Here is a 19,644-nt window from a genome sequence, read left to right on the forward strand (position 1 = left end):
ACCCACCGAAGGCACTCCGTGCTGCCGATCAGTACTTCCAGGTCAACGCCAATCGCGCGGTCCGGCCCGGAGCCGGCATCACGCCCAGCGCCAGCGGGTCCAGGTAGTAGCGGTCGGTCACGTTGTCCACGTTCGCTTCCACCGACAGCTGGTCGTTGAAACTCCAGCTCGCGAACAGATCCACCAGCGTGGTCGGCCGGTACAGCTGCTGGATCGCCGACAACCCGACGTTCCACTCCTTGTCCAGCTTGCTGATCGGGCCGGCGTTGTGGACCACGCGGGTGCCGAAGGTCAGCCGCTCGTCGAACAGTCGCGAACCCAGGGTCAGGTTGACCATGTAGCGCGGCGGGTTCTGCGTGTTGCTGTAGGAGCCTTCGAAGCCACCGTCCACGCAGTTGGGCGTGTTGGCCAGCTCGCCATTCTTCCGCTGTGCGCCGTAGGCACGGCGTTCGGCGGCGATGTCCGGCGCGCAGGTCTTGGCCTTGAAGTAATAGTGCGCGGACAGATCGGCAAACAGCCTGCCGCTGTCATAGCTGGACTGGAACTCCATGCCCGACACCTTGAAGCGGTCGACGTTGCGGATCAGGCCGGCCGACAACGTGCGGTAGTCGCGGGTGATCAGGTCATCGATGCGGGTATCGAAGTACGCCAGCTTCAGCGCCAGGCGGTCACCGGCAGTGAACAGGTCGTGCTGGATCGTACTGGCGCCCAGTTCCCAGCTGTGCGCGCGCTCGGGCTTGAGTTCATCCACCGGCTTGGCCGCGGTGAACAGGCCGAGCGTGGTTTCGAACAGACTCGGCAGCTTGGTGCCTTCTGCGTACTTCAGGTAGACCATGCTGTCTTCGCTGAAACGGAAGGCCACACTGGCGGTCGGCGAGAACGCGCTGTCACGACGTCGGATCGGCTGGGACCAGGTCCAGCTCACCGGTACCTTCAGGTCCTCCGCGGCGTCAGCGTCATGGAAGTTCCAGCCACCGATGTCACCGACGGTGCCCTTCTTGTACGGGGAGGCCAGCAGCGACTCCTGGGTGAAGTTGCCGTTGGCGTCCGGATACCAGTTCAACAGGGCGATGCGCTTGGCCCGCCACGACGGCAGCTTGGGATTGCCGTTGAGCAGTTCGGTGTAGCGGTATTGACCCTGCACTTCATATCCGTCCGGCGTGGCCAGGCGGTTGCGGTCATGCACGTCCACGCGGTTCCAGCGCCCACCCAGCAGCATCTCCCAGTGCTCGTCCGGTGCCCACTTCAGCGATGCCACCGCACTGTATTCCTTGCGCTCGGCATTGCGCAGGAAGCGGTTGTTGACCAGGTCGTCGTGCATGATCGGCCCGGAGCTGCCCGGGGCGATGTCCTCGTCGCTGTAGGACAGGCCGTAATCGAGGGTGAAGCGGCCGGCACTGCCGTCGAACACGGAGGTGTTGCTGGCGTCCAGGCCGAAGCGCTTCTGCCGCAACGGGTTGCGGTAGGCATCCTTGTAGCCGGGATTGCCACTGAAGCTGGGTGCGTCGTACCACTCGGTGCGGCGATCGAAGTACCAGGGGGTGATGCCGGTCAGGCTGTTGTACATCACGCTGTCGGCGTCGGTGTACCACGCGTTGACGCGCAGGTCGATCAGCTCGCTGTCCGGGTTGAACCGGTAGCGCAGGCTGTAGCTGTCCATGTCCACATGGCCCGGGTCCCACTGCGGCACGCGGTCGCGGTCGACGCGGATGATCTGCGACGCCATGATCTCGCCCGCAGTACCTTCGTAACGACGATAGCCCGCTTCCAGCGTCTGCGCGTCGTCGATGCGCCAAGTGCCCTTGAGCAGGGTCGACTTCGAGCGCGAGGAAGTGTTGAACACTTCGGTGCGTGGCGGATTCAGCGGCGCCAGCGTGCGACGGGTCTGCGGAAAGTCGTCATAGCCGTGCTTGCCGGAGAAGTAGTTGCCGTTGTCGCGGTATGCATAGGCGGCCACCAGGTCGAAGCGGTCCCAGTGACCGGCAGCGGCCACGTTGAAGAACTGGCTGCCGGTGGCACTACGATCGCTGCGCGGCGCGGCCTCGTAGCCGGGCAGGTTATTGGCGCTGCCGTTGGCCAGCCCCCCGCGCACGCGCACGCCGACATCACGCCCCTCGCGCAGCACGTCATCGACATTCAGCGTTTCCATTTCGACCACGCCACCGATGCCGCCGGAGGCATTGGCCTGCAGGCTCGGGCCCTTGGTGATGGTCAGGCGCGAGATCAGGTCCGGGTCGAGATAGGTGCGCTGCGACTGGCCGGCATAGCCACGGTAGGTGTCCATGCTGGACTGGCCACCGTCGATGATGACCGGCACCCGGCTCTGGCCCTGGATGCCGCGGATGTTGACGTCGAAGCCGTTGCCCACGCGCGGATCGCCCGCAGTGACACCGGCCACGCCCTTGACGATGTCGCCGTTGGACGTGCCGCGGAAACGCTCCAGCGCGACGCGGCCGATGGTGGTGGTCGACCCCACGCTGCGGTAGCTGTCGAGCAGGCGCGCTTCATCGCTGACCGCACCGTCCTGCACGCGGTCTCCGGCCACGCTGAGGGTATCGGTGACGATCACGCCGCCCGTCTGTCCCGCCGCAGCGACCTCCAGCGTGACCGCATCGGCGCTTACCCGGCGCACGCTCAGGCCGCTGCCGCGCAGCAGGCGGGCGAGGGCCTCGTCGGCTGACAGCGTGCCACTGACCGGTTGCGAGATCACGCCCTTGGCCAGCGTGCTCGGATAGACCACCTGCACACCGGACTGGCGCATGTAGGCGCGCAGTGCATCGTCCAGCGGTTGGTCGGGAATATCAAAGTGCTGTGCCGCTGCCGGAGCAGCGCTGCTGGACTGCGCCATCACGGCGGGGGCGGCGGTTGCCAGGCCGGCGGCCAGCAACGCGGTGCACAGACGGGACGGGCGCGGTGCGCGGCCCGGGCGGCGGAATTCGTACATGGGGGAACCTGTCAGAGAAGCGTGGCCGCGGGCGCGGCATCATCCGCGCATGCGCGGACCCAACGACGTACGTGGCGGCGGCGGGTACGTTCGTGGATGAGACGAGTGGCGGCGCGCTTTCCCCAAGACCGATGCGTTGCATCCGCTGCATCCGCGCCTGGCGCGGTACTACCGGTACACGATCGCCACGCCCAGCGGCAGGCGGGTGACCTGCAGGCCGGCGGTGGCCGCCAGTGCATCCAGTGCCTGCTCCGGATGATCGACGCGCAGCGCCGCGCTCACGGCTGGAATCGTGGAAAGATCGCCGCGCACAAAGGTCGGACCTGCGCGATAGCGGCCGACCGCGTGCACGGCGTCGGCCACACTGGCCTGCTCCAGCAGCAGTTCGCCCTGGCGCCAGGCGCCGACGCCGTCCGCAGCAACGTCAGCCAGGCGCTGCACGCCTCGGTGCTCGCCATAGCTGGCACGTTGCCCCACCTGCAGATAGGTCCAGCCGCCATCGACAGGACTGGCCACGCGTACCCGGCCCTGCCCGACTTCGGTCTCCACCCCGGCCGCAACGTGGGCGACCGTGAAAGCTGTGGAGATGTCTTCCACTACACCGTTGCCAGCAGCAACGCTGAATCGCCTCTGCGCATCGGGCGCCACGTCGAACCAGGCGCGGCCACGCAGCAGTTCAACGCGACGGCGCTGGTCATCGAAGTGCACGGCGATCGCGCTGTCGGCATCGAGCACGGCGCGGCTGCCATCGGGCAGATGCACATCCTGCACCCGGTGGTCGCTGCGATGATCCGCCTGCAGGCGCAGCCAGGCATCGGGCCAGGCCACCAGCACCGCCAGCGCAGCGGCCGTGGCCATGGCCCAGCGCAGCCGCCGCGGACGGCGCGCTGCCTGCCTGCGTTCGGTGGCGGCCGGGCGCGGGCCCACACTGCGCCACAGCATGCGCTCATGCTCGAACGAACGCCGATTCGCGGGCTCGGCCAGCCACTGCTCGAACGCGTCCATGCGTGCATCGCTGATATCGCCGGACGCCAGGCACACAATCCAGTCCCTGGCCTGTTCGGCCACGGCATCATCGGCGGTGCTGCGGGGTGTCGGGGGCGGGCTCATCGGCTGGCAGGGGACACGGTCAGAGGTGGGCGGAAGGACTAGAGCGCATGGGGGGCCTGCGAATCAAGACGCATGACGGGTGTGCGCCCCCAAGCCGGATCGTTCATCGGCCACTGCGCGCCCAGGCAAGCCGCTGCAGCGCGGTGCGTACGTGGTTCTCCACCGTGGTCACCGACACACCGAGGCGCCGGGCGATGTCGGCCTGGGTAAGGCCCTGCAGGCGATTGAGATGAAAGATGGTGCGCGTCGGCTCGGGCAGGTGGCCGGCGGCATCAAGCACACGCTGCAGTTCATCCTGCGCCATCACCTGTTCCTCGGTGGAGATCTGCTCGTCCTCCTGCCACAGGTAGTGCTCGGCCAGCAGGCGGTTGCGGCGCGTCGATTCGCGGCCGTGGTCGGTGGCGAGGTTGATGGCCAATCGATAGAGATAGGCGCGCGGATTGTCGATGCCCTGGCTGCTGTCTACCCCACGCGCCTTGAACCAGACCGCCTGGATCACGTCTTCGGCCCCGCTGTCGCCGCCGAGGATGCGCTGCACGCGTCGCAGCAGTGCCGGTCGTTCGCGGATCAGCAGTTCGGTCAGGGTGAGGGCATTGGAGGACATGCGCGGAGCCAAGGGACGGACAGGGCGGCGCGCATGCTACTCCGTTAATGCGAATAAATCACGTTTGCATTCGCAATCATCGACGTCAGAGACAGTCTGTCAGCCCGTCATAGACGCTCGTGGTCGTACCGGGCAAGGGCGCGTGGATCGCCTCATCCCCGGAACCCACCTGCCAGACCTGCAGGAGCTGCTCCAACCGGGTTCCAGATGCCAGCGGCAGCACGCATGCATAGCTGCCAAGGTCGACATCGATCCGTCCTTCCTTCCGCACCCAGGTATCGCTGCCGGCGAAGGTCCAGATACAGCTGCCGACCACACCTGTTGCTCGCTCCACCGAACAGCGCAGCCGCATGGCCCACAGGTTGTAGTACTGCCCCTCGCAGAACGTGTCGCCGCAGACATCATCGAACCCGCGCACCAGCATCCGTTCGGCGGCCAGGAACCGCTCCCGGCCGGTCGCTGGGTCGGGATAGTCACGGGCGTCCACGAACGCCGGCGCGGCCTGCGCAGCGCCAGCCACCATCAGACCGCAGATCAGCCATCGTCCCGGGAAAGTGCGCATCAGGCGTCCCTCCCCTGCGCCCGCAGGCAGTCGGCAAGCCCGTCGAACAGCCCATGATCGAGCCCGGGCAACGGTGCCATCAGCCCATCCGGCGCCTCCAGCGCGGCAAAGAAGGCTTCAACCGGCACCCCGGGCCGCATCTCCACCGGGCAGGTCCAGCGACCGTTGTCGACCTGCACCTGGCCGGTCTCACCCTGCACCACCAGTTCGCTGGCCGCCAGCACCCACACACACCGCTGCACCGTGCCCCGATGGGCCAGCACCGCACAACGGAACTCCATCACCCGGTAGTTGCTGTAATCGCCTTCGCAGAAGGTATCGGCGCACACACGGTCGAACGCCTGTGCAAGCGCTCCCTCAAGCGCGTAGGCCCTGTCCCACCCGGCCTCCCGGGTCGGGTAGTGGATCAGGTCGACATGCGTCCCGCGCGCGAGCGCGGCCAACGGAGCAAGCAACAGCAGGACGCCGCAGCGCCAACGATTCCAGTTCATGGCAGGTCTCCTCGGTTCAGGGTTCCAGCCTGCCCCGGTCACCCGGCCGGCCCCATCGGGAAACCCCGGCCTGGCCGGTCGTCGGCTACCGCGACGGCCCGTCGGCGCCCCACCCTGCACAGCGACCGGCAAAGGCATAAAATGGAGGGCTATCCGTCTACATCCCCCACCTGGAGCACACCATGGGTCTGGAACTCGTCTCGCCCGGCAAGAACCCGCCGGAAGAAATCAACGTCATCATCGAGATCCCGAAGGATTCCGAGCCGGTGAAGTACGAAGTGGACAAGGAAACCGGCGCGATCTTCGTCGACCGCATCCTCTCCACCCCGATGCGCTACCCCTGCAACTACGGCTACGTGCCGAGCACCCTGTGCGGCGACGGCGATCCGGCCGACGTACTGGTGGTGCTGCCGCTGCCGCTGGTCCCGGGTTCGGTGGTGCGCTGCCGTCCGGTCGGCGTGCTGAAGATGAGCGATGAGGCAGGCAGCGACGAGAAGATCCTGGCCGTGCCGGTTTCGAAGATCTTCAGCGGCTATGCCCACGTCGAGGACATCGCCCAGGTGTCCAGCCACTGGCTGGAGCGCATCGGCCACTTCTTCGAGCACTACAAGGACCTGGAGAAGGGCAAGTGGGTCAAGCTGGACGGTTGGGGCGGCGCGGCCGAGGCCAAGCAGATCCTGATCGAGGCGCACCAGCGCCACCTCGACAGCAAGGCCTGAGACTGAACAGCATTGCTCCGGCGCACGGCGTCGGAGCGATGCGGGTCACGTTTCATGACGGCGGCACATCACCTTTGCCGCCGTATTAGGTAAATTGCGTCACTTCACACGTCATCGACATCGACCGTCGAGACAGCCAGGGGAATGTGTCGTGCGTATTCTGCTTGTTGGGGATACAGCCAGCCTGCCGGCTGAGCTGACCGAATTCATTGCCGATCTTGGGGAAGACTGGCAGCCGTTGACCGCCACCGATGGCCATGCCGCGATGACCGCGGTCGCCACCCAGGGCGTGGACGCGGTGATCGTCTGCCCGCAGTTGCCCGATCTCAACGCGACCACGTTGCTGGGACAGATCCGCACCTTGCGCCCGGAGACCATCCGCATCGCACTGGTCGATGCACAGCATGGCAACCGGCCGCCGCCGGCACGCCTGATCGGGGTCGCCCATCGCTTCCTGCCATTGCCGCTGGCACCAGAAGTACTGCTGGAAGCATTGACCAGCCTGGAAGAGCTGCGCGAAGTGCTGGACAGCCCGCGCCTGCGCGATGCCATCGGCCGCATCGAGAAGCTGCCTTCGCCGCCGCACCTGTACCTGAGCCTGACCCAGGCACTGGAACATGACGACGACGCCGACAGCGCCGATGTCGCCAAGCTGGTCGCCGCCGACCCGGCGATCGCGGCCAAGGTGCTGCAGCTTTCCAATTCGGCGTTCTTCAGCCAGGGCCGCACCATCGCCGACCTGCGCACCGCCGTGACCCGGCTGGGCCTGGCCACGCTGCGTGACCTGGTGCTGGCCAGTGAGGTGTTCTCCGCGCCTACCTTGTCCGGGGCCGAACGCAACTCGCTGCAGCAGCGTGCCTTGATGGCCTCGCGATTGGCCGCACGCCTGCTGCCCGACTCCAGCGCCGAACTCGGTGCCACCGCCGCCCTGCTGGCCGACATCGGCCTGCTGCTGCCGGGCGTACGCAACGAGCGCAGCGAACCGGAGCCGGCCGATGATGATCGCCCCGGGCATGCCGAAGCGGGTGCCTACCTGCTTGGCCTGTGGGGCCTGCCGATGCCGATCATCGAGGCGGTGGCGTTCCATCTGCAGCCGCAGCGCGCCAATACACGCAGCTTCTGGGTGACCGGTGCGGTGCACGTGGCACTGGCGCTGGTCAACGGTGACCCGGTGGATGAAGAGTATCTGCAGCGCGCCGGTGTGCTGAACAAGCTGCCGCAGTGGCGCGAGCACGCCAACAGCCTGATGGGGCTGGTGCCGAGCGAGGCCTGAGGCACAGCGTCAGGCGGGTACGAAGGGGACGAAAGGCAGGCCACGTGGCCTGCCTTTTTTCGTTGTGCCGGAAGTTCATCCACGCATGGCGTGGATCTACTGGAAGTGACCGGAGGTTCGGCGCGCGCGGCGTGGACAGCCGCGTTGCTCGACCGCACAAACAAGAAGGGCGGACCTTGCGGCCCGCCCTCCTCTTTCTGCTATCACGCTTCGATGGATCAGAAGCGCTGGGTGTACTTCATGTAGTAGTAGCGACCGATGTCGAAGCCACCGTAGTAGGAGAAGCTCGAGTTCGGCTGGCTGTACATGACCGGGCCTTCGTGGTTGAACACGTTGTTGGCACCGACCGAGACCGTAGCCTGCCACGGCAGGGTGTAACGCACCTGCACATCGTGGAAGGTGTTCGAACCAACCTTGCGGGTCGGCTGGCCCAGGGTGTAGGCCGAGGTGAAGTCAGGCAGGTTGCACTCGGTGTCGTAGGAGCACGGCTCCTTCATGCTCGAGTAGTAACGCACGGCCCAGTTCACGCCCAGGTTGCCCAGGCTCCAATCGACATTCAGGTTCGAGCGGACGCGGAAGTTCGCACCCCAGTCGCCGGTTGCCCAGCTGGTGTGCTGCTCGACCGGAGTCTCGGCTTCGTTGTCGCGCTTGTACTCGAGGTAATCGACGTAGGTGGTCTTCCAGTCAACCACGATCTTGCCGAAGGAGAACTCCGGCAGGCGGTACTTGATGCCCAGGTCGTAACCTGCGGTTTCCTGGTAACCACCGTTGATCAGGGTACGGGTAACGTCGACCACCTGGTTGACGGTGCGGCCTTCGGTACCGCGGCTGAAGCGGTCACACGCCGAAGCCACGCCCAGCACGTAGCACTGGTTGAGGATCGAGGTCACCGACTCGGCGGCGATCACGTTGTCGATGCGGATCTTCCACCAGTCCAGGCTGACGTCCAGGCCCTGCACGAAGTTCGGGCTGTAGACCAGGCCAGCAGTCCAGGTCTTGGAGGTTTCCGGCTGCAGTTCCGGGTTGGAACCCGACTCGAAGGCGCTGTAGGACTGGGTGCCCGGGCCGGTCGACTGTGCGCCACCGGAGGTGATCTGGCGGAAGTTCGCCGGAACGCCACGTGCGCCGCAGGCCGCGGCAACCGACGGATTGCGCGAAGCCGAGCCGAAGCTGCTGTCGCACGGATCGGTGTAGGCATCGAAGGTCTGCGAGGTGCCGCCGTACATGTTGGCGATGTTCGGCGCGCGGAAGCCCGTCGAATAGGTCGCACGCACCAGCAGGTCGTCGATCGGCTTCCACTTCAGGCCGAACTTGCTGTTGATGGTGTCGCCGAAGGTGTTGTAGTCCGAATAGCGACCAGCCATGTCGAGCGACAGTTCCTTGGCGAACGGCATGTCGGCCAGCACCGGCACGTTCAGTTCGACGTAGAACTCGTCGAGCTTGTAGCTGCCCTTGGTCGGTGCGCCGGCCAGGTCGGTGCTCAGGCCCGACTGCAGCAGTGCATCCGGGTTGTACTCACCGCTTTCCTGGCGGTGCTCGTAACCGGCAGCGATGGCCAGGTCACCGGCGGGCAGCGTGAACAGCGAACCGGAGATGTTGGCGCTGTAGGCCTTGGTGGTGTTGGTGTAGGTGTCGTGGCTCGGCAGGAACAGGTAGGCCTGCAGTGCCGGGTCAGCCAGCGAACCGTTGCCGGTGGAGCCGTACGGTGCGAGCGGGTTCCACGGGGTGCAACCGGCGATCACCTTGCCCGGGGTGCCGCAACGGGCAACGTCGCCGTCCATGAAGGACGGGCCGACGGCGTTCTGCACGTTCGGGATGAACAGGTTGCCGGTGCCGGTCTTGACGCCCTTGTTCTGGTTGTAGACGTAGCCCACGTCCCAGTCCCAGAACTTGTCGGCGAACTCGAACGAACCTTCCAGGCCGGCCGAGAAGCGGAAGGTTTCCTGCTCGGATTCGGTCTGGCGCGGGAACTCGGAGGTGCGACGGATGAAGTTCGCGTCCTTGCCCAGCGGGTTGTAGATGCTGTCGGCCGACAGCGGGGTGCCGTAGACCTCGGACTGGTACGGGTAGCCGGCAATCTGCGAGGTCGCGGTGCGCTTGGTGTACAGCACGTTCGCGGTGGCGCGGATGTTGTCGGTCAGGTCGTAGTTGCCGTTGGCAAAGACCGAGCGACGGGTCAGCTTGTTCTGCAGCCACATTTCCTGGCTGGCATTGGTGTAGTCGGCGGTGCCGAACTCACGGAAGTCGCCCATGCCGTTGCCGGCACCGGTATTGGCACGGGTGTACCAGATATCGTCGTTGGCGTCCTTCGGGGTACCCATGTCGTCGATCAGCACGCCCTGGTTCGACGCCGGCGACCAGCCATTGGCATCGTCGTCGGTCGGGAACGGGTGGAAGCGACCGTTCGGGTAGCGGCTGAAGGAACGATCCTTGGCCTTGACCTCGTCTTCCTTGCTGTATTCAGCGCCGAAGGTGATCGAACCGCGCTCACCGGTCTGGCCGTAGACGAAGTTGTAGACCTGCTTCTGGCCGTCGCCCTGGCCGTACTGGCCACCGTAGACGCTGGCTTCCAGGCCGTCGAAGTTCTTGCGGGTGATGATGTTGACCACGCCGGCGATGGCGTCGGAACCATAGATGGCCGATGCACCGTCGGTCAGCACTTCGATGCGTTCCACGACCGAGGTCGGGATCGAGGCCAGGTCGGTGTAGCCGCCGGTGCTGGTGCCCATGCGCTTGCCGTCCAGCAGCACCAGGGTGCGCTCCGGGCCGAGGTTGCGCAGGTCGACGTACTGGCCGCCGACTTCTTCGCCCGAAGACAGGGCATCGGCGCGGCTGATCGCCGGCGAACCGGTCGCCGACAGGTTCTGCACGATGTCGGCAACGCTGGTGAAGCCCTGCTTTTCAATGTCGGCGCGCTGCAGCGCGATCACCGGCTGCGCGGTTTCCATGCTCGCCTGGCGGATGCGCGAACCGGTGACCGAAATGCGGTCCAGGTCGGTCGTGCCGCCGGCAGCTGCGTCCTGCGCCGAAGCGAAGGACGGTGCCAAGGCAAGCGCAATGCCGGCCGGCAACAAGCCGAGCCGCACTGCAGGAATACGAACGTTCATCAATCTCTCCAAGGTACGTGTTAGTAGCGTGTTAAAACGCCGTAGCACGTTACGATTGCGTTGCAGCGCTGTATTTGCGCGACACAACCGGAGACTTTGCGGAGTGTGGCGGAAGCTGTCCGTCATTCTCGCGGAAGCGCGAGGCGGACTGGCCGTAGCGGGCGCGGAACGCACGCGCGAAGCTGCAGCAGTTGTCGAAACCGCTGGCGGCAGCGACTTCGCCGACCATCATGTCGGTATCGCGCAGCAGATCGGCCGCACGTTCGAGGCGCAACCGTGCCGAAAGCGACTGCGGGCTTTCCTCGTACAGGCTCTGGAACGTCTTGGAGAGATACCAGCTGGAGAAGTTGGTCAGCTCGGCCAGTTCGCCGATGCGCACCACACGGTGGCTGTTGCCTTCCAGATACAGGCGCGCGCGCTGCATGCGACCAAACACCTGGCGCTTGCGGCTGCGCGAGCGGCCCGGGCAACGCTGTACGTTGTCGGCCAGGCTGCGCTGCAGACCGGCCAGATGCAGCAGCAACGGACGCAGTGCCTGCGCCGGCTGCCCGCTGGCGAGGGCGTCACGCCACAGGCGCAGCGCCACCCGCGCATCAGCGCGGTTCATCTGGCCACGACCGGCGTACAGGCCGCAGTCGGCCATTTCGGTCAGCACGCGCAGCGCTTCCACGTTCAGGTTCATGCCCACGCACAAGCCGTTGCGTCCGGCCTGGACCAGCGGCCTGGACTCCTTCTCGAACGCGATCCATTCGCCCTGGCGAAGCCGGAACCGCCCTTCCTTGGCTTCCACCCACGAGGTGCCGCGCACCTGCATCCAGACGCTGAAGCTGGTGCCGGCGGTCTGCAGGCTGCCGAGGCGGGCAACCCCCATGCAGGTCGGCGCGACATCGTCGATCGCCTTGTCCAGGGATACGGTTTGGCCACGATCGGCCAGCGAGAGTTGACGCATAGGGGCACCACGGATTTGCCAAGTACAGGCCTCCGTTTTGCCAAATGAGGTGACAGCGCGTCAGGAAAGACTGCCGAGATCGCCACGAATTCGCGGCGAGATCGTCACGAAGAAATTACGAAGGCCCTTTCTCGTTCAAGATCAATAATTTGGAGAATGCCGGGAACAGTGCGGGCGGTTTTTCGGGCAGTCGCATCACACCGATGTCGGCACCATCGCTGATGGCCAGGGCCAGGTACAGGCTGTTTCCGTCGGCACTGGCGCTGAGTCCATTGCCCGCGCTCAGCCGCTGGGCGTCCAGGCAACGCTCGGCTTCTTCGCGTCCGGACTGGATACGGACCAGGGTCGTGCCGCAGCTGGCACTGCTGCCGAGGTAGTCGATGCTGCCGTTGCCGGCCACCGTCCAGGTCCGGTAGCGCCAACGGCTGGGCCGGTCCTCACTGACCTGCTGCACGCTGGCAGGGGTCAACGCCGCGTCCACCGACCACAGCCCACCGGCTGCCAGCCGGGTGAACAGCACCCGCCCGGTACTGCGGTCGAAACGCGCCTGCGATACGCCTTCCAGGCTGGCCAACCGCCGCCATGGCTGCGCGCTGCGGTCGAACAGGCTCAAGCGGGTGTGCTGGTCGGCATCACGTTCGACCACCAGCAGCTGCTCCGCGTCTGCGCCGTACAACGCCTGCAATGGCTGCTCGGCGGGAACCGGAAGGCGATGCAGTTGTTCATCGCGCGGTGCGATCTCGTAGACAACCGCTTCGCCATGCTCATCGCGGCCCACCACCAGCAGATGCCGGCTGTCGGCCGACCAGTCGGGCGCCTGCCGTGCCTCGGGCTTCAGCCCCTCGATCGGCCGCAGCGACTCCGGCCGCTGCATGTCGGCCCACCACAGGGCGAAGCTGCCGGAACGATCGGAACTGAACACCAGTTGCCGCCCATCCGGTGCCACCATCGGTTGCCCGTCGCGGCCACTGGAGGCGAACAGGCGCTCACCGGCACCGCCCTGCGCGGGCATCCTGAACACCCCGAACTGCGCGCGCCGATGCACGAACGCCAGCATGTCGCCGCGGCGGGATACTGCCGGCCACTGCGCATCGTCGAGCCCGGCGTCGCGCAGCGTGCGGCGCTCGACGTCGAGGTAGTACAGGCGTGCTTCGCTGTCCACGCGGCGACCGAACACGATATGCCGACCGTCGCCCAGCCACGCCCAACCACGCAGTTCGGCCGATTCGGTGGTCAACTGCTCGGGCGTGCCGCCGCTGGCAGGCATCCGCCACAGGTCGCCCAGCTGGGGGTTGCGGACAAACACCAGCCATCGGCCATCCGGGGAATAGCGCGGGGCGTAGTCGAAATCATCCTCGTCGACGGCGTACTCCAGCGAACGCCATTGGCCGGTGGCCAGATCGAGCACGCGGATGCCGCGATGGGCATAGCGACCGACCATGCTGCCGAAGACCAGGCCACGACCATCGGGCGTCCAGTCGAAACTGAGCAGCTCGGTGCCGTCGCAGCGCGTGGCCTGGCGCACGGCGCCGCCGGTGGCGCTGGCGATCAGCACCTGGCAGCTGGCATCGGCACCAAAGCGGGCGAAGGCGATTTCGCGGCCATCGGGCGACCAGTTCGGGAAACGGTCGCTGGCACCTGCCGGTGGCGATAGCAGCTGGCGCGCGGGGGCATTGCCGGAGGTCTGCACCTTGATGGCGTTGCCGCCGGCGCCATCGTCGTTGGCGCCTTCGTAGGCGACCTGCGATCCATCAGGAGAAAGTGTGGGATAGGTCTCAAAACCGGCCGTCGCGGTAATCAATCGATACGGCCGCTCCGGACTTCCGATCACCCGCGTGCCGTTCTCCACTGCCGCATCCACCGGAGAATTCACCGGCGCCGGGCGGCGCAGCAGCAGTACGCTCAACACCACCAGCGCAAGCAGCATCACCACGCCCAGTGCCAGCAGCAGGCGACGGCGCAGACGGCGCCAGCGGCGGCTTCCGCGTTCAACCACCGGCACGCCGGCGGGAGCCACGGCATCCGGCGCAGGCGGCTGTGATGCGGTCGAGTCCTCTGCAACGGCGATCGCGTCGGTCTCGTGGTCCGCCAGCGGTTGCACCGGCACAAGCAGGCGGTAGCCGGTCTTGGCGATGGTCTCGATGTACGCCTGGCCGTTGTCGTCGTCGACGCTGAACGCCTTGCGCAGCTGGGTCACGGCCTGGGTCAGCACATCGTTGGTCGGCAGCGTGTCCGGCCACACTTCGGCGAACAGCTCGTCACGGGTCACCACCCGCCCCGGCTGCCGCATCAACACGCGCAGCACGCCCAGCGACTTGGGCGTCAAACGGCGTGTACGGCGGGCACCGGCGACTTCGACCTCACGCGAGGACAAAGTAACGATGCACTCACCGACGCGGACGCGGTCGGATTCAGGCGACTGGATTTCGCTGTTGATCATTCGTTGCTATGGGGCTGAAACAGGCCGCAAACACTGTTCACCATCGATCCCTTCCCATCCTTGGCACAGCAAGAAGCCAGATTCCGCACAAAGCATCGGCGCATACCGCAAAAAAAACGAAGCCTCCGGATATTAGCCTATGCGAGTTACCTCGCCTATCGCGTGGTCGACATCAGGCTCTCTCTCGCCGACGCATTCACATAATACGCATCATCATTCGCGCCCTTTTGGGCGCGATATTTTTATCTGGCGTTCATTTTCAGAAGCGTTTCAGCATGGTCAGGCCAACCAGCCGCGAAACCACCAGCGCTACGTACATGACGCCGGAAAACTGCTCCAGCATTACCAGCGCGCGGGCCTGCGGATGCAGTGGCACGACGTCGCTGAGACCTACCCCCGACAATAAGCTGAAGCTCAGATAAAGCAGCTCCATCCATGTGCGCTGCGCGCCGCCACTGGCGCCCTGGAAACTGCCCGGATACCACTGCTGACATACGGCAAAGGTAAAAGCGAATGCCCATGCCAGCAGAGTGAACGTGGCACCGGCGGCGAACAGCTCGTCGCGCGTCACTTTGTGGTCCTGCAGCATGTAAGCGATCAGCGCACCGGCGGTGTAGAAATACAGCAGGCTTTCCAGCAGCTGCGCGGTGATGCCCAGTGCAGGCCGGTCGAGCAGGGCCGCCGAAAGGGAAAACACCACCGCCGGGATGGCCAGCACCAACGCCAGCCATGTCCCCAGCGGGCTGCGCTGCACCACCCACAGTGCCAGGCCGAGCACGGCCATGCCGAATACGCCTACTGCCGCGCGCCCGGCAGCAGTTTCGTCCAACGCCGGGTACAGCAGTACCGACAACAGCTGTGCGCCGAGCAGCCAGGCAGAGGGATGACGGCGGGCGATGGCCAGCCAGCGGGTGGTGACGGCAATGGGCATGGTTCCGTGTCCCCGGGGAACGATGGGGCGAGGATAGCGGCATGTCGGTGAGTTGGGTGACTGGACGGTGCCGGGCATGACCCGGCACTGCCCATCTGCGATCAGCCCTGCTGGTACACCTCGGCGCCGGCCGCCCGGAACTGCTCGGACTTTTCCTGCATGCCCTTCTCGGCGTACTCGCGCACGTCCTGGGTGATCTTCATCGAACAGAAATGCGGGCCGCACATCGAACAGAAGTGGGCCAGCTTGTGCGCGTCCTTGGGCAGGGTCTCGTCGTGGAATTCCTTGGCCTTCTCCGGGTCCAGGCCGAGGTGGAACTGGTCTTCCCAGCGGAATTCGAAACGTGCCTTGCTCAGCGCGTTGTCACGCACCTGAGCCCCCGGGTGCCCCTTGGCCAGGTCAGCAGCATGGGCGGCGATGCGATAGGCCATGATGCCGTCGCGCACGTCCTGCCGGTTGGGCAGGCCCAGATGCTCCTTCGGCGTGACGTAGCAGAGCATGGCAGTGCCGAACCAGCCGATCATCGCCGCACCGATCGCGCTGGTGATGTGGTCGTAGCCCGGTGCGATGTCGGTGGTCAGCGGACCGAGCGTGTAGAACGGCGCCTCGCCGCACTCGCGAAGCTGCTTGTCCATGTTCTCCTTGATCAGCTGCATCGGCACATGGCCGGGGCCTTCGATCATGGTCTGCACGTCGTGCTTCCACGCAATCTTCGTCAACTCGCCCAGCGTCTCCAGCTCGCCGAACTGCGCCGCATCGTTGGCATCGGCAATGCAGCCAGGACGCAGGCCATCACCCAGCGAGAAGGTCACGTCGTAGGCCTTCATGATTTCGCAGATGTCTTCGAAATGCGTGTAGAGGAAGTTTTCCTTGTGGTGGGCCAGGCACCACTTGGCCATGATCGAACCGCCGCGGCTGACGATGCCGGTAACCCGCCTGGCGGTGAGTGGCACATAGCGCAGCAGTACCCCGGCATGGATGGTGAAGTAGTCCACGCCCTGCTCTGCCTGTTCGATCAGGGTGTCGCGGAAGATCTCCCAGGTCAGCGCTTCGGCGCGGCCGTCGACCTTCTCCAGCGCCTGGTAGATCGGCACCGTACCGATCGCCACCGGCGAATTGCGGATGATCCATTCGCGCGTTTCATGGATGTGCTTGCCGGTGGACAGGTCCATCACCGTGTCGCCGCCCCAGCGGATCGCCCACACCAGCTTTTCCACTTCCTCGGCAATGCCCGAGGACACCGCGCTGTTGCCGATGTTGGCGTTGATCTTGGTCAGGAAGTTGCGGCCGATGATCATCGGCTCGCTTTCCGGGTGATTGATGTTGTTGGGCAGCACCGCACGGCCGCGGGCGATTTCCTCGCGCACGAATTCCGGGGTGATGATCTGCTGGATCGACGCACCGAATGCCTCGCCAGGATGCTGCTGCAGCAGTGAGGCATCGCGGATCGCTTCCAGCCGCTGGTTTTCGCGGATTGCCACGAATTCCATTTCCGGGGTGATGATGCCGCGGCGCGCATAGTGCATCTGGGTGACGTTGGCGCCGGCCCGCGCGCGACGTGGCAGGCTGCGCGCGGGAAAACGCACCGGGTCCAGCTTCGGATCATGCTCGCGCGCGCGGCCGAACGAGGAGCTGAGGCCGTCGAGCTGTTCGGTGTCGTTGCGCTCCTCCACCCAGCCACGGCGCAGTGCCGGCAGGCCCGCAGACAGGTCGATGCGCACGTCCGGATCGGTGTACGGGCCGGAGGTGTCGTAGACGGTGACCGGTGCGTTCTCTTCGCCACCGAACACGGTCGGCGTGCGGGTCAGCGCGATCTCGCGCATCGGCACCTGCAGGTCCGGGCGCGAGCCAGGCACGTGGATCTTGCGCGAGCCGGGAATGGGCCGGGTCACGGATTCGGAGAGTTGCTGGGCCTGTTGCTGCAGGGCGGAGAGCTGTGCGTTCATCGGGCATCGTCCAGGAAGGTCAGGGACGAAGCGGCGGCGCACTGCCACCGCGCCCGGACGGCACCAAGGCGCTCCCTGGGCAGGTTCCGGGTACGGCTGCATTGCAAAGCTTCCCTACGCCGGTATGAGCCGGATCAGGTTCCAAGGGACTATCTCAACCGTGGCCACAAGGCCGCGGTACCCCCGCTTCTTGGTGGGCATTAGAGCATAGAAACCACTCGACCTCCTGGCCGTTCATCCACGCAGGGCGCAGATCTGCCGCACCCGCGTTAACAGAACCGTGACGTCGCATTCAGTAACGTGCACGCGCGCCGCACCGTTGCACGTGGCGCTTTCCCTGCCGCCATCGCGGTGCCTGTCCGGTGCGCGCACACTGTCGCCGGCCTACTCCCTGCAAGCTTTCGCTCGCTCCCCTCATTCCCTTGATCGGAGAAGCTCCTTCATGGTGTTTCGCATTTCCATCGCACTGGTGCTTGTCCTGGTGCTGCTGGCCGGCCTCGCGCCCGGCCCCTTCAATACCGTCGTGCAGGCGGCGCTGGCTGATGTCATCCGCAGCGTCGGTTGGCTGTACCTGCTGGTGGTGTTCCTGGCGCTGGTATTCCTGATGTACCTGGCCTTCGGCCGCTTCGGCAACCTGCGCATCGGTGGCGAAGACGCTGAACCCGAATTTTCGCGCGCCAGCTGGATGTCGATGCTGTTCGCCGCCGGCATGGGCATCGGCCTGGTGTTCTGGGGCGCGGCCGAGCCGATCTCACACTTCACCAAGCCACCGGAAGGCATTGCGCCACAGAGCATGGATGCCGCGCGTGCATCGATGCGCTATGCGTTCTTCCACTGGGGCCTGCATCCGTGGGCGATCTATGCACTGATCGGCCTGGCGATGGCCTGGTTCCAGTTCAACCGCAATGGACGGGGGCTGGTCAGCGATATGCTGCAGCCGATCATCGGCCGCCACCATCGCGGCTGGATCGGCCGTGTCGTCAACATCGCGGCGGTGGTCGCCACGGCGATCGGCGTGGCGACGACGCTCGGCTTCGGCACCATCCAGATCGCTGCAGGCGTGGAGCGCGTATTTGGTCTGCAGGCGACTGTACCGGTGCAGATGACCATCATCGCCATTGCCTTCGTGCTGTACATGGCCTCTACCGCCAGCGGTGTGGAGCGCGGCGTGAAGTGGCTGTCCAACTTCAACCTGGCACTGGCTGCATTGCTGGCCGCGACCGTACTTGTGCTGGGGCCGACTGGCTTCATCTTCGATACGTTCACCACCACGCTGGGTTCCTACCTCAACCAGCTGGTGACCATGAGCCTGCGCATGTCGCCGTTCTCCGGCAGCACGTGGGTGGCCGACTGGACGATCTTCTACTGGGCCTGGTGGATTTCGTGGGCCCCGTTCGTGGGTTCCTTCATCGCGCGCATCTCGCGCGGCCGCAGCGTGCGCGAGTTCGTGATCGGCGTGGTGTTGGCACCGACCGTGCTTGGCTTCTTCTGGTTCGCCGTGTTCGGGGGAACGGCATTGTGGGCGCAGATCTTCGGCCACGCCGACCTTGTGCAGGCACTGGGCAATGGCTATGAGACGGTGCTGTTCACCCTGTTCGACAGCCTGCCGGCGTCGCTGATGCTGTCGGCGGTGGCATTGGTGCTGTTGATGATCTTCTTCGTGACCTCGGCCGATTCGGCGGTTCTGGTACTGGCCAGCATGTCCACCGACGAAGCCGGGGATCCGCCGCTGAAGCGCAAGCTGGCGTGGGGCATCGCGGTAGCGTTGATTGCGGCGGCATTGCTGCTGGCGGGCGGGCTGGATGCGCTGCAGGGCATGATCACGATTGCCGCGTTGCCGTTCGCGCTGCTGATGGTGCTGGTGATGGTGTCGCTGTACCGGGTGCTGGACCAGGAGTACACGCGCGAGCGGCGGCAGGCGCAGCGCCAGCGGCGCATGATCGATGCGTGGATCGCACGCGAGATGGCGGCGCAGGAAGAGACCCAGGCGGAGGCGGCACGCGCGCAGGATCAGGATTGAGGTGTTTTGCAGCCTGCGGCTGCACCGCTTTTTTCAGGCAAAGGCAACGGCCGAAGCCAAGGCGGCTCTGGGTTGTTGCTTGCCTGGCGGGGAGGGGGCCGATGGCGGGACACGCCGCAAGTACGTCCCTGTAGGCTCGGCCACGGCATCCATGCCGTGGACGGTCCCGCCATCGGCCCCCTCCCCGCCTCCGACAATTTCCCGGTGACGGCAGTAGATCCACGCCATGCGTGGATGAAGGTGTATCGGAAAACAAGAAGGGGTCGGATCCGTTTTCCAAAGGAAAACGGATCCGACCCCAACCATCAGCACGCGGCCGTTGCTGCCTTTGCTTTTGATCTTCTTCTTTCTCTTCCTGCGGTGGCGGCCGCAGCAAACTGTCAGAGGTCGGGTGGGTGGGCTGGGCGGGGGTGTCAGCCGCATGGATGCGGCTGCCAAGCCTCCAGGGACGGATTCACGGCGTCCCCCGAACAGCCCACCCACCCGGCCCAGCAAGCGATCCCGCTTCTGAACCCTCCGCAGAGGGGGCTCAGCCCGTTGGCCGGTAA

General features: G+C 65.6%; 13 protein-coding genes and 1 riboswitch. Of the genes, 3 read left to right on the plus strand and 10 right to left on the minus strand.

Going from position 1 to position 19,644, the window contains the following annotated elements; all coding sequences use genetic code 11:
- Positions 1-28: 28 nt before the first annotated feature.
- The 5 genes from CR918_RS15300 to CR918_RS15320 form a co-directional block, all read right to left on the minus strand.
- On the minus strand, positions 29-2,944 hold the full coding sequence (locus CR918_RS15300) for a TonB-dependent receptor (protein ID WP_099843563.1): 2,916 nt from the start codon (positions 2,942-2,944) through the stop codon (positions 29-31).
- A gap of 168 nt (positions 2,945-3,112) precedes the next feature.
- A complete protein-coding gene (locus CR918_RS15305) occupies positions 3,113-4,054 on the minus strand; it encodes a FecR family protein (RefSeq protein WP_099843565.1) in 942 nt (313 codons plus the stop codon).
- Between the two features lie 103 nt (positions 4,055-4,157).
- On the minus strand, positions 4,158-4,658 hold the full coding sequence (locus tag CR918_RS15310) for an RNA polymerase sigma factor (protein ID WP_025874164.1): 501 nt from the start codon (positions 4,656-4,658) through the stop codon (positions 4,158-4,160).
- A gap of 85 nt (positions 4,659-4,743) precedes the next feature.
- Positions 4,744-5,220 carry a hypothetical protein gene (locus CR918_RS15315; RefSeq protein ID WP_099843567.1) on the minus strand — a complete coding sequence of 159 codons (477 nt, stop codon included), beginning with the start codon at positions 5,218-5,220 and terminating at the stop codon, positions 4,744-4,746.
- Positions 5,220-5,711, minus strand: coding sequence for a hypothetical protein (locus CR918_RS15320; protein WP_099843569.1), 492 nt, complete (start codon positions 5,709-5,711; stop codon positions 5,220-5,222). Before CR918_RS15320 ends, CR918_RS15315 begins: the two co-directional genes overlap by 1 nt.
- Before the next feature lie 182 nt (positions 5,712-5,893).
- Here CR918_RS15320 and ppa point away from each other — a divergent pair, with 182 nt between their 5' ends.
- Together ppa and CR918_RS15330 are read left to right on the plus strand one after the other, a co-directional pair.
- On the plus strand, positions 5,894-6,430 hold the full coding sequence (gene ppa, locus CR918_RS15325; RefSeq protein ID WP_005410935.1) for an inorganic diphosphatase: 537 nt from the start codon (positions 5,894-5,896) through the stop codon (positions 6,428-6,430).
- 151 nt (positions 6,431-6,581) lie between these two features.
- Positions 6,582-7,703 carry an HDOD domain-containing protein gene (locus CR918_RS15330; protein WP_025874160.1) on the plus strand — a complete coding sequence of 374 codons (1,122 nt, stop codon included), beginning with the start codon at positions 6,582-6,584 and terminating at the stop codon, positions 7,701-7,703.
- 218 nt (positions 7,704-7,921) lie between these two features.
- Here the strand turns inward: CR918_RS15330 and CR918_RS15335 are convergent, their stop codons facing one another.
- From CR918_RS15335 to thiC, 5 genes are all read right to left on the minus strand, one after another.
- Entirely contained in the window at positions 7,922-10,810 is a 2,889-nt protein-coding gene (locus CR918_RS15335; protein WP_207759524.1) for a TonB-dependent receptor, read from the minus strand.
- Positions 10,811-10,859: 49 nt separating this feature from the next.
- Complete coding sequence (locus tag CR918_RS15340) at positions 10,860-11,759, minus strand: helix-turn-helix transcriptional regulator (RefSeq protein ID WP_025874158.1); 900 nt, start codon at positions 11,757-11,759, stop codon at positions 10,860-10,862.
- Between the two features lie 115 nt (positions 11,760-11,874).
- Entirely contained in the window at positions 11,875-14,199 is a 2,325-nt protein-coding gene (locus CR918_RS15345) for a winged helix-turn-helix domain-containing protein (protein ID WP_099843573.1), read from the minus strand.
- 259 nt (positions 14,200-14,458) lie between these two features.
- A complete protein-coding gene (locus CR918_RS15350; protein ID WP_032976761.1) occupies positions 14,459-15,130 on the minus strand; it encodes an ion channel in 672 nt (223 codons plus the stop codon).
- A 101-nt stretch (positions 15,131-15,231) separates the two neighbouring features.
- Positions 15,232-17,076, minus strand: a complete 1,845-nt coding sequence (gene thiC / locus CR918_RS15355; protein ID WP_099843575.1) for a phosphomethylpyrimidine synthase ThiC — start codon at positions 17,074-17,076, stop codon at positions 15,232-15,234.
- Between the two features lie 93 nt (positions 17,077-17,169).
- A riboswitch (TPP riboswitch) is annotated at positions 17,170-17,271 on the minus strand.
- 247 nt (positions 17,272-17,518) lie between these two features.
- Here thiC and CR918_RS15360 point away from each other — a divergent pair.
- Complete coding sequence (locus tag CR918_RS15360; RefSeq protein WP_099843577.1) at positions 17,519-19,096, plus strand: BCCT family transporter; 1,578 nt, start codon at positions 17,519-17,521, stop codon at positions 19,094-19,096.
- The last annotated feature ends 548 nt before the right edge of the window (positions 19,097-19,644 follow it).

The sequence above is a fragment of the Stenotrophomonas indicatrix genome (assembly GCF_002750975.1).
GTDB lineage: Bacteria > Pseudomonadota > Gammaproteobacteria > Xanthomonadales > Xanthomonadaceae > Stenotrophomonas > Stenotrophomonas indicatrix.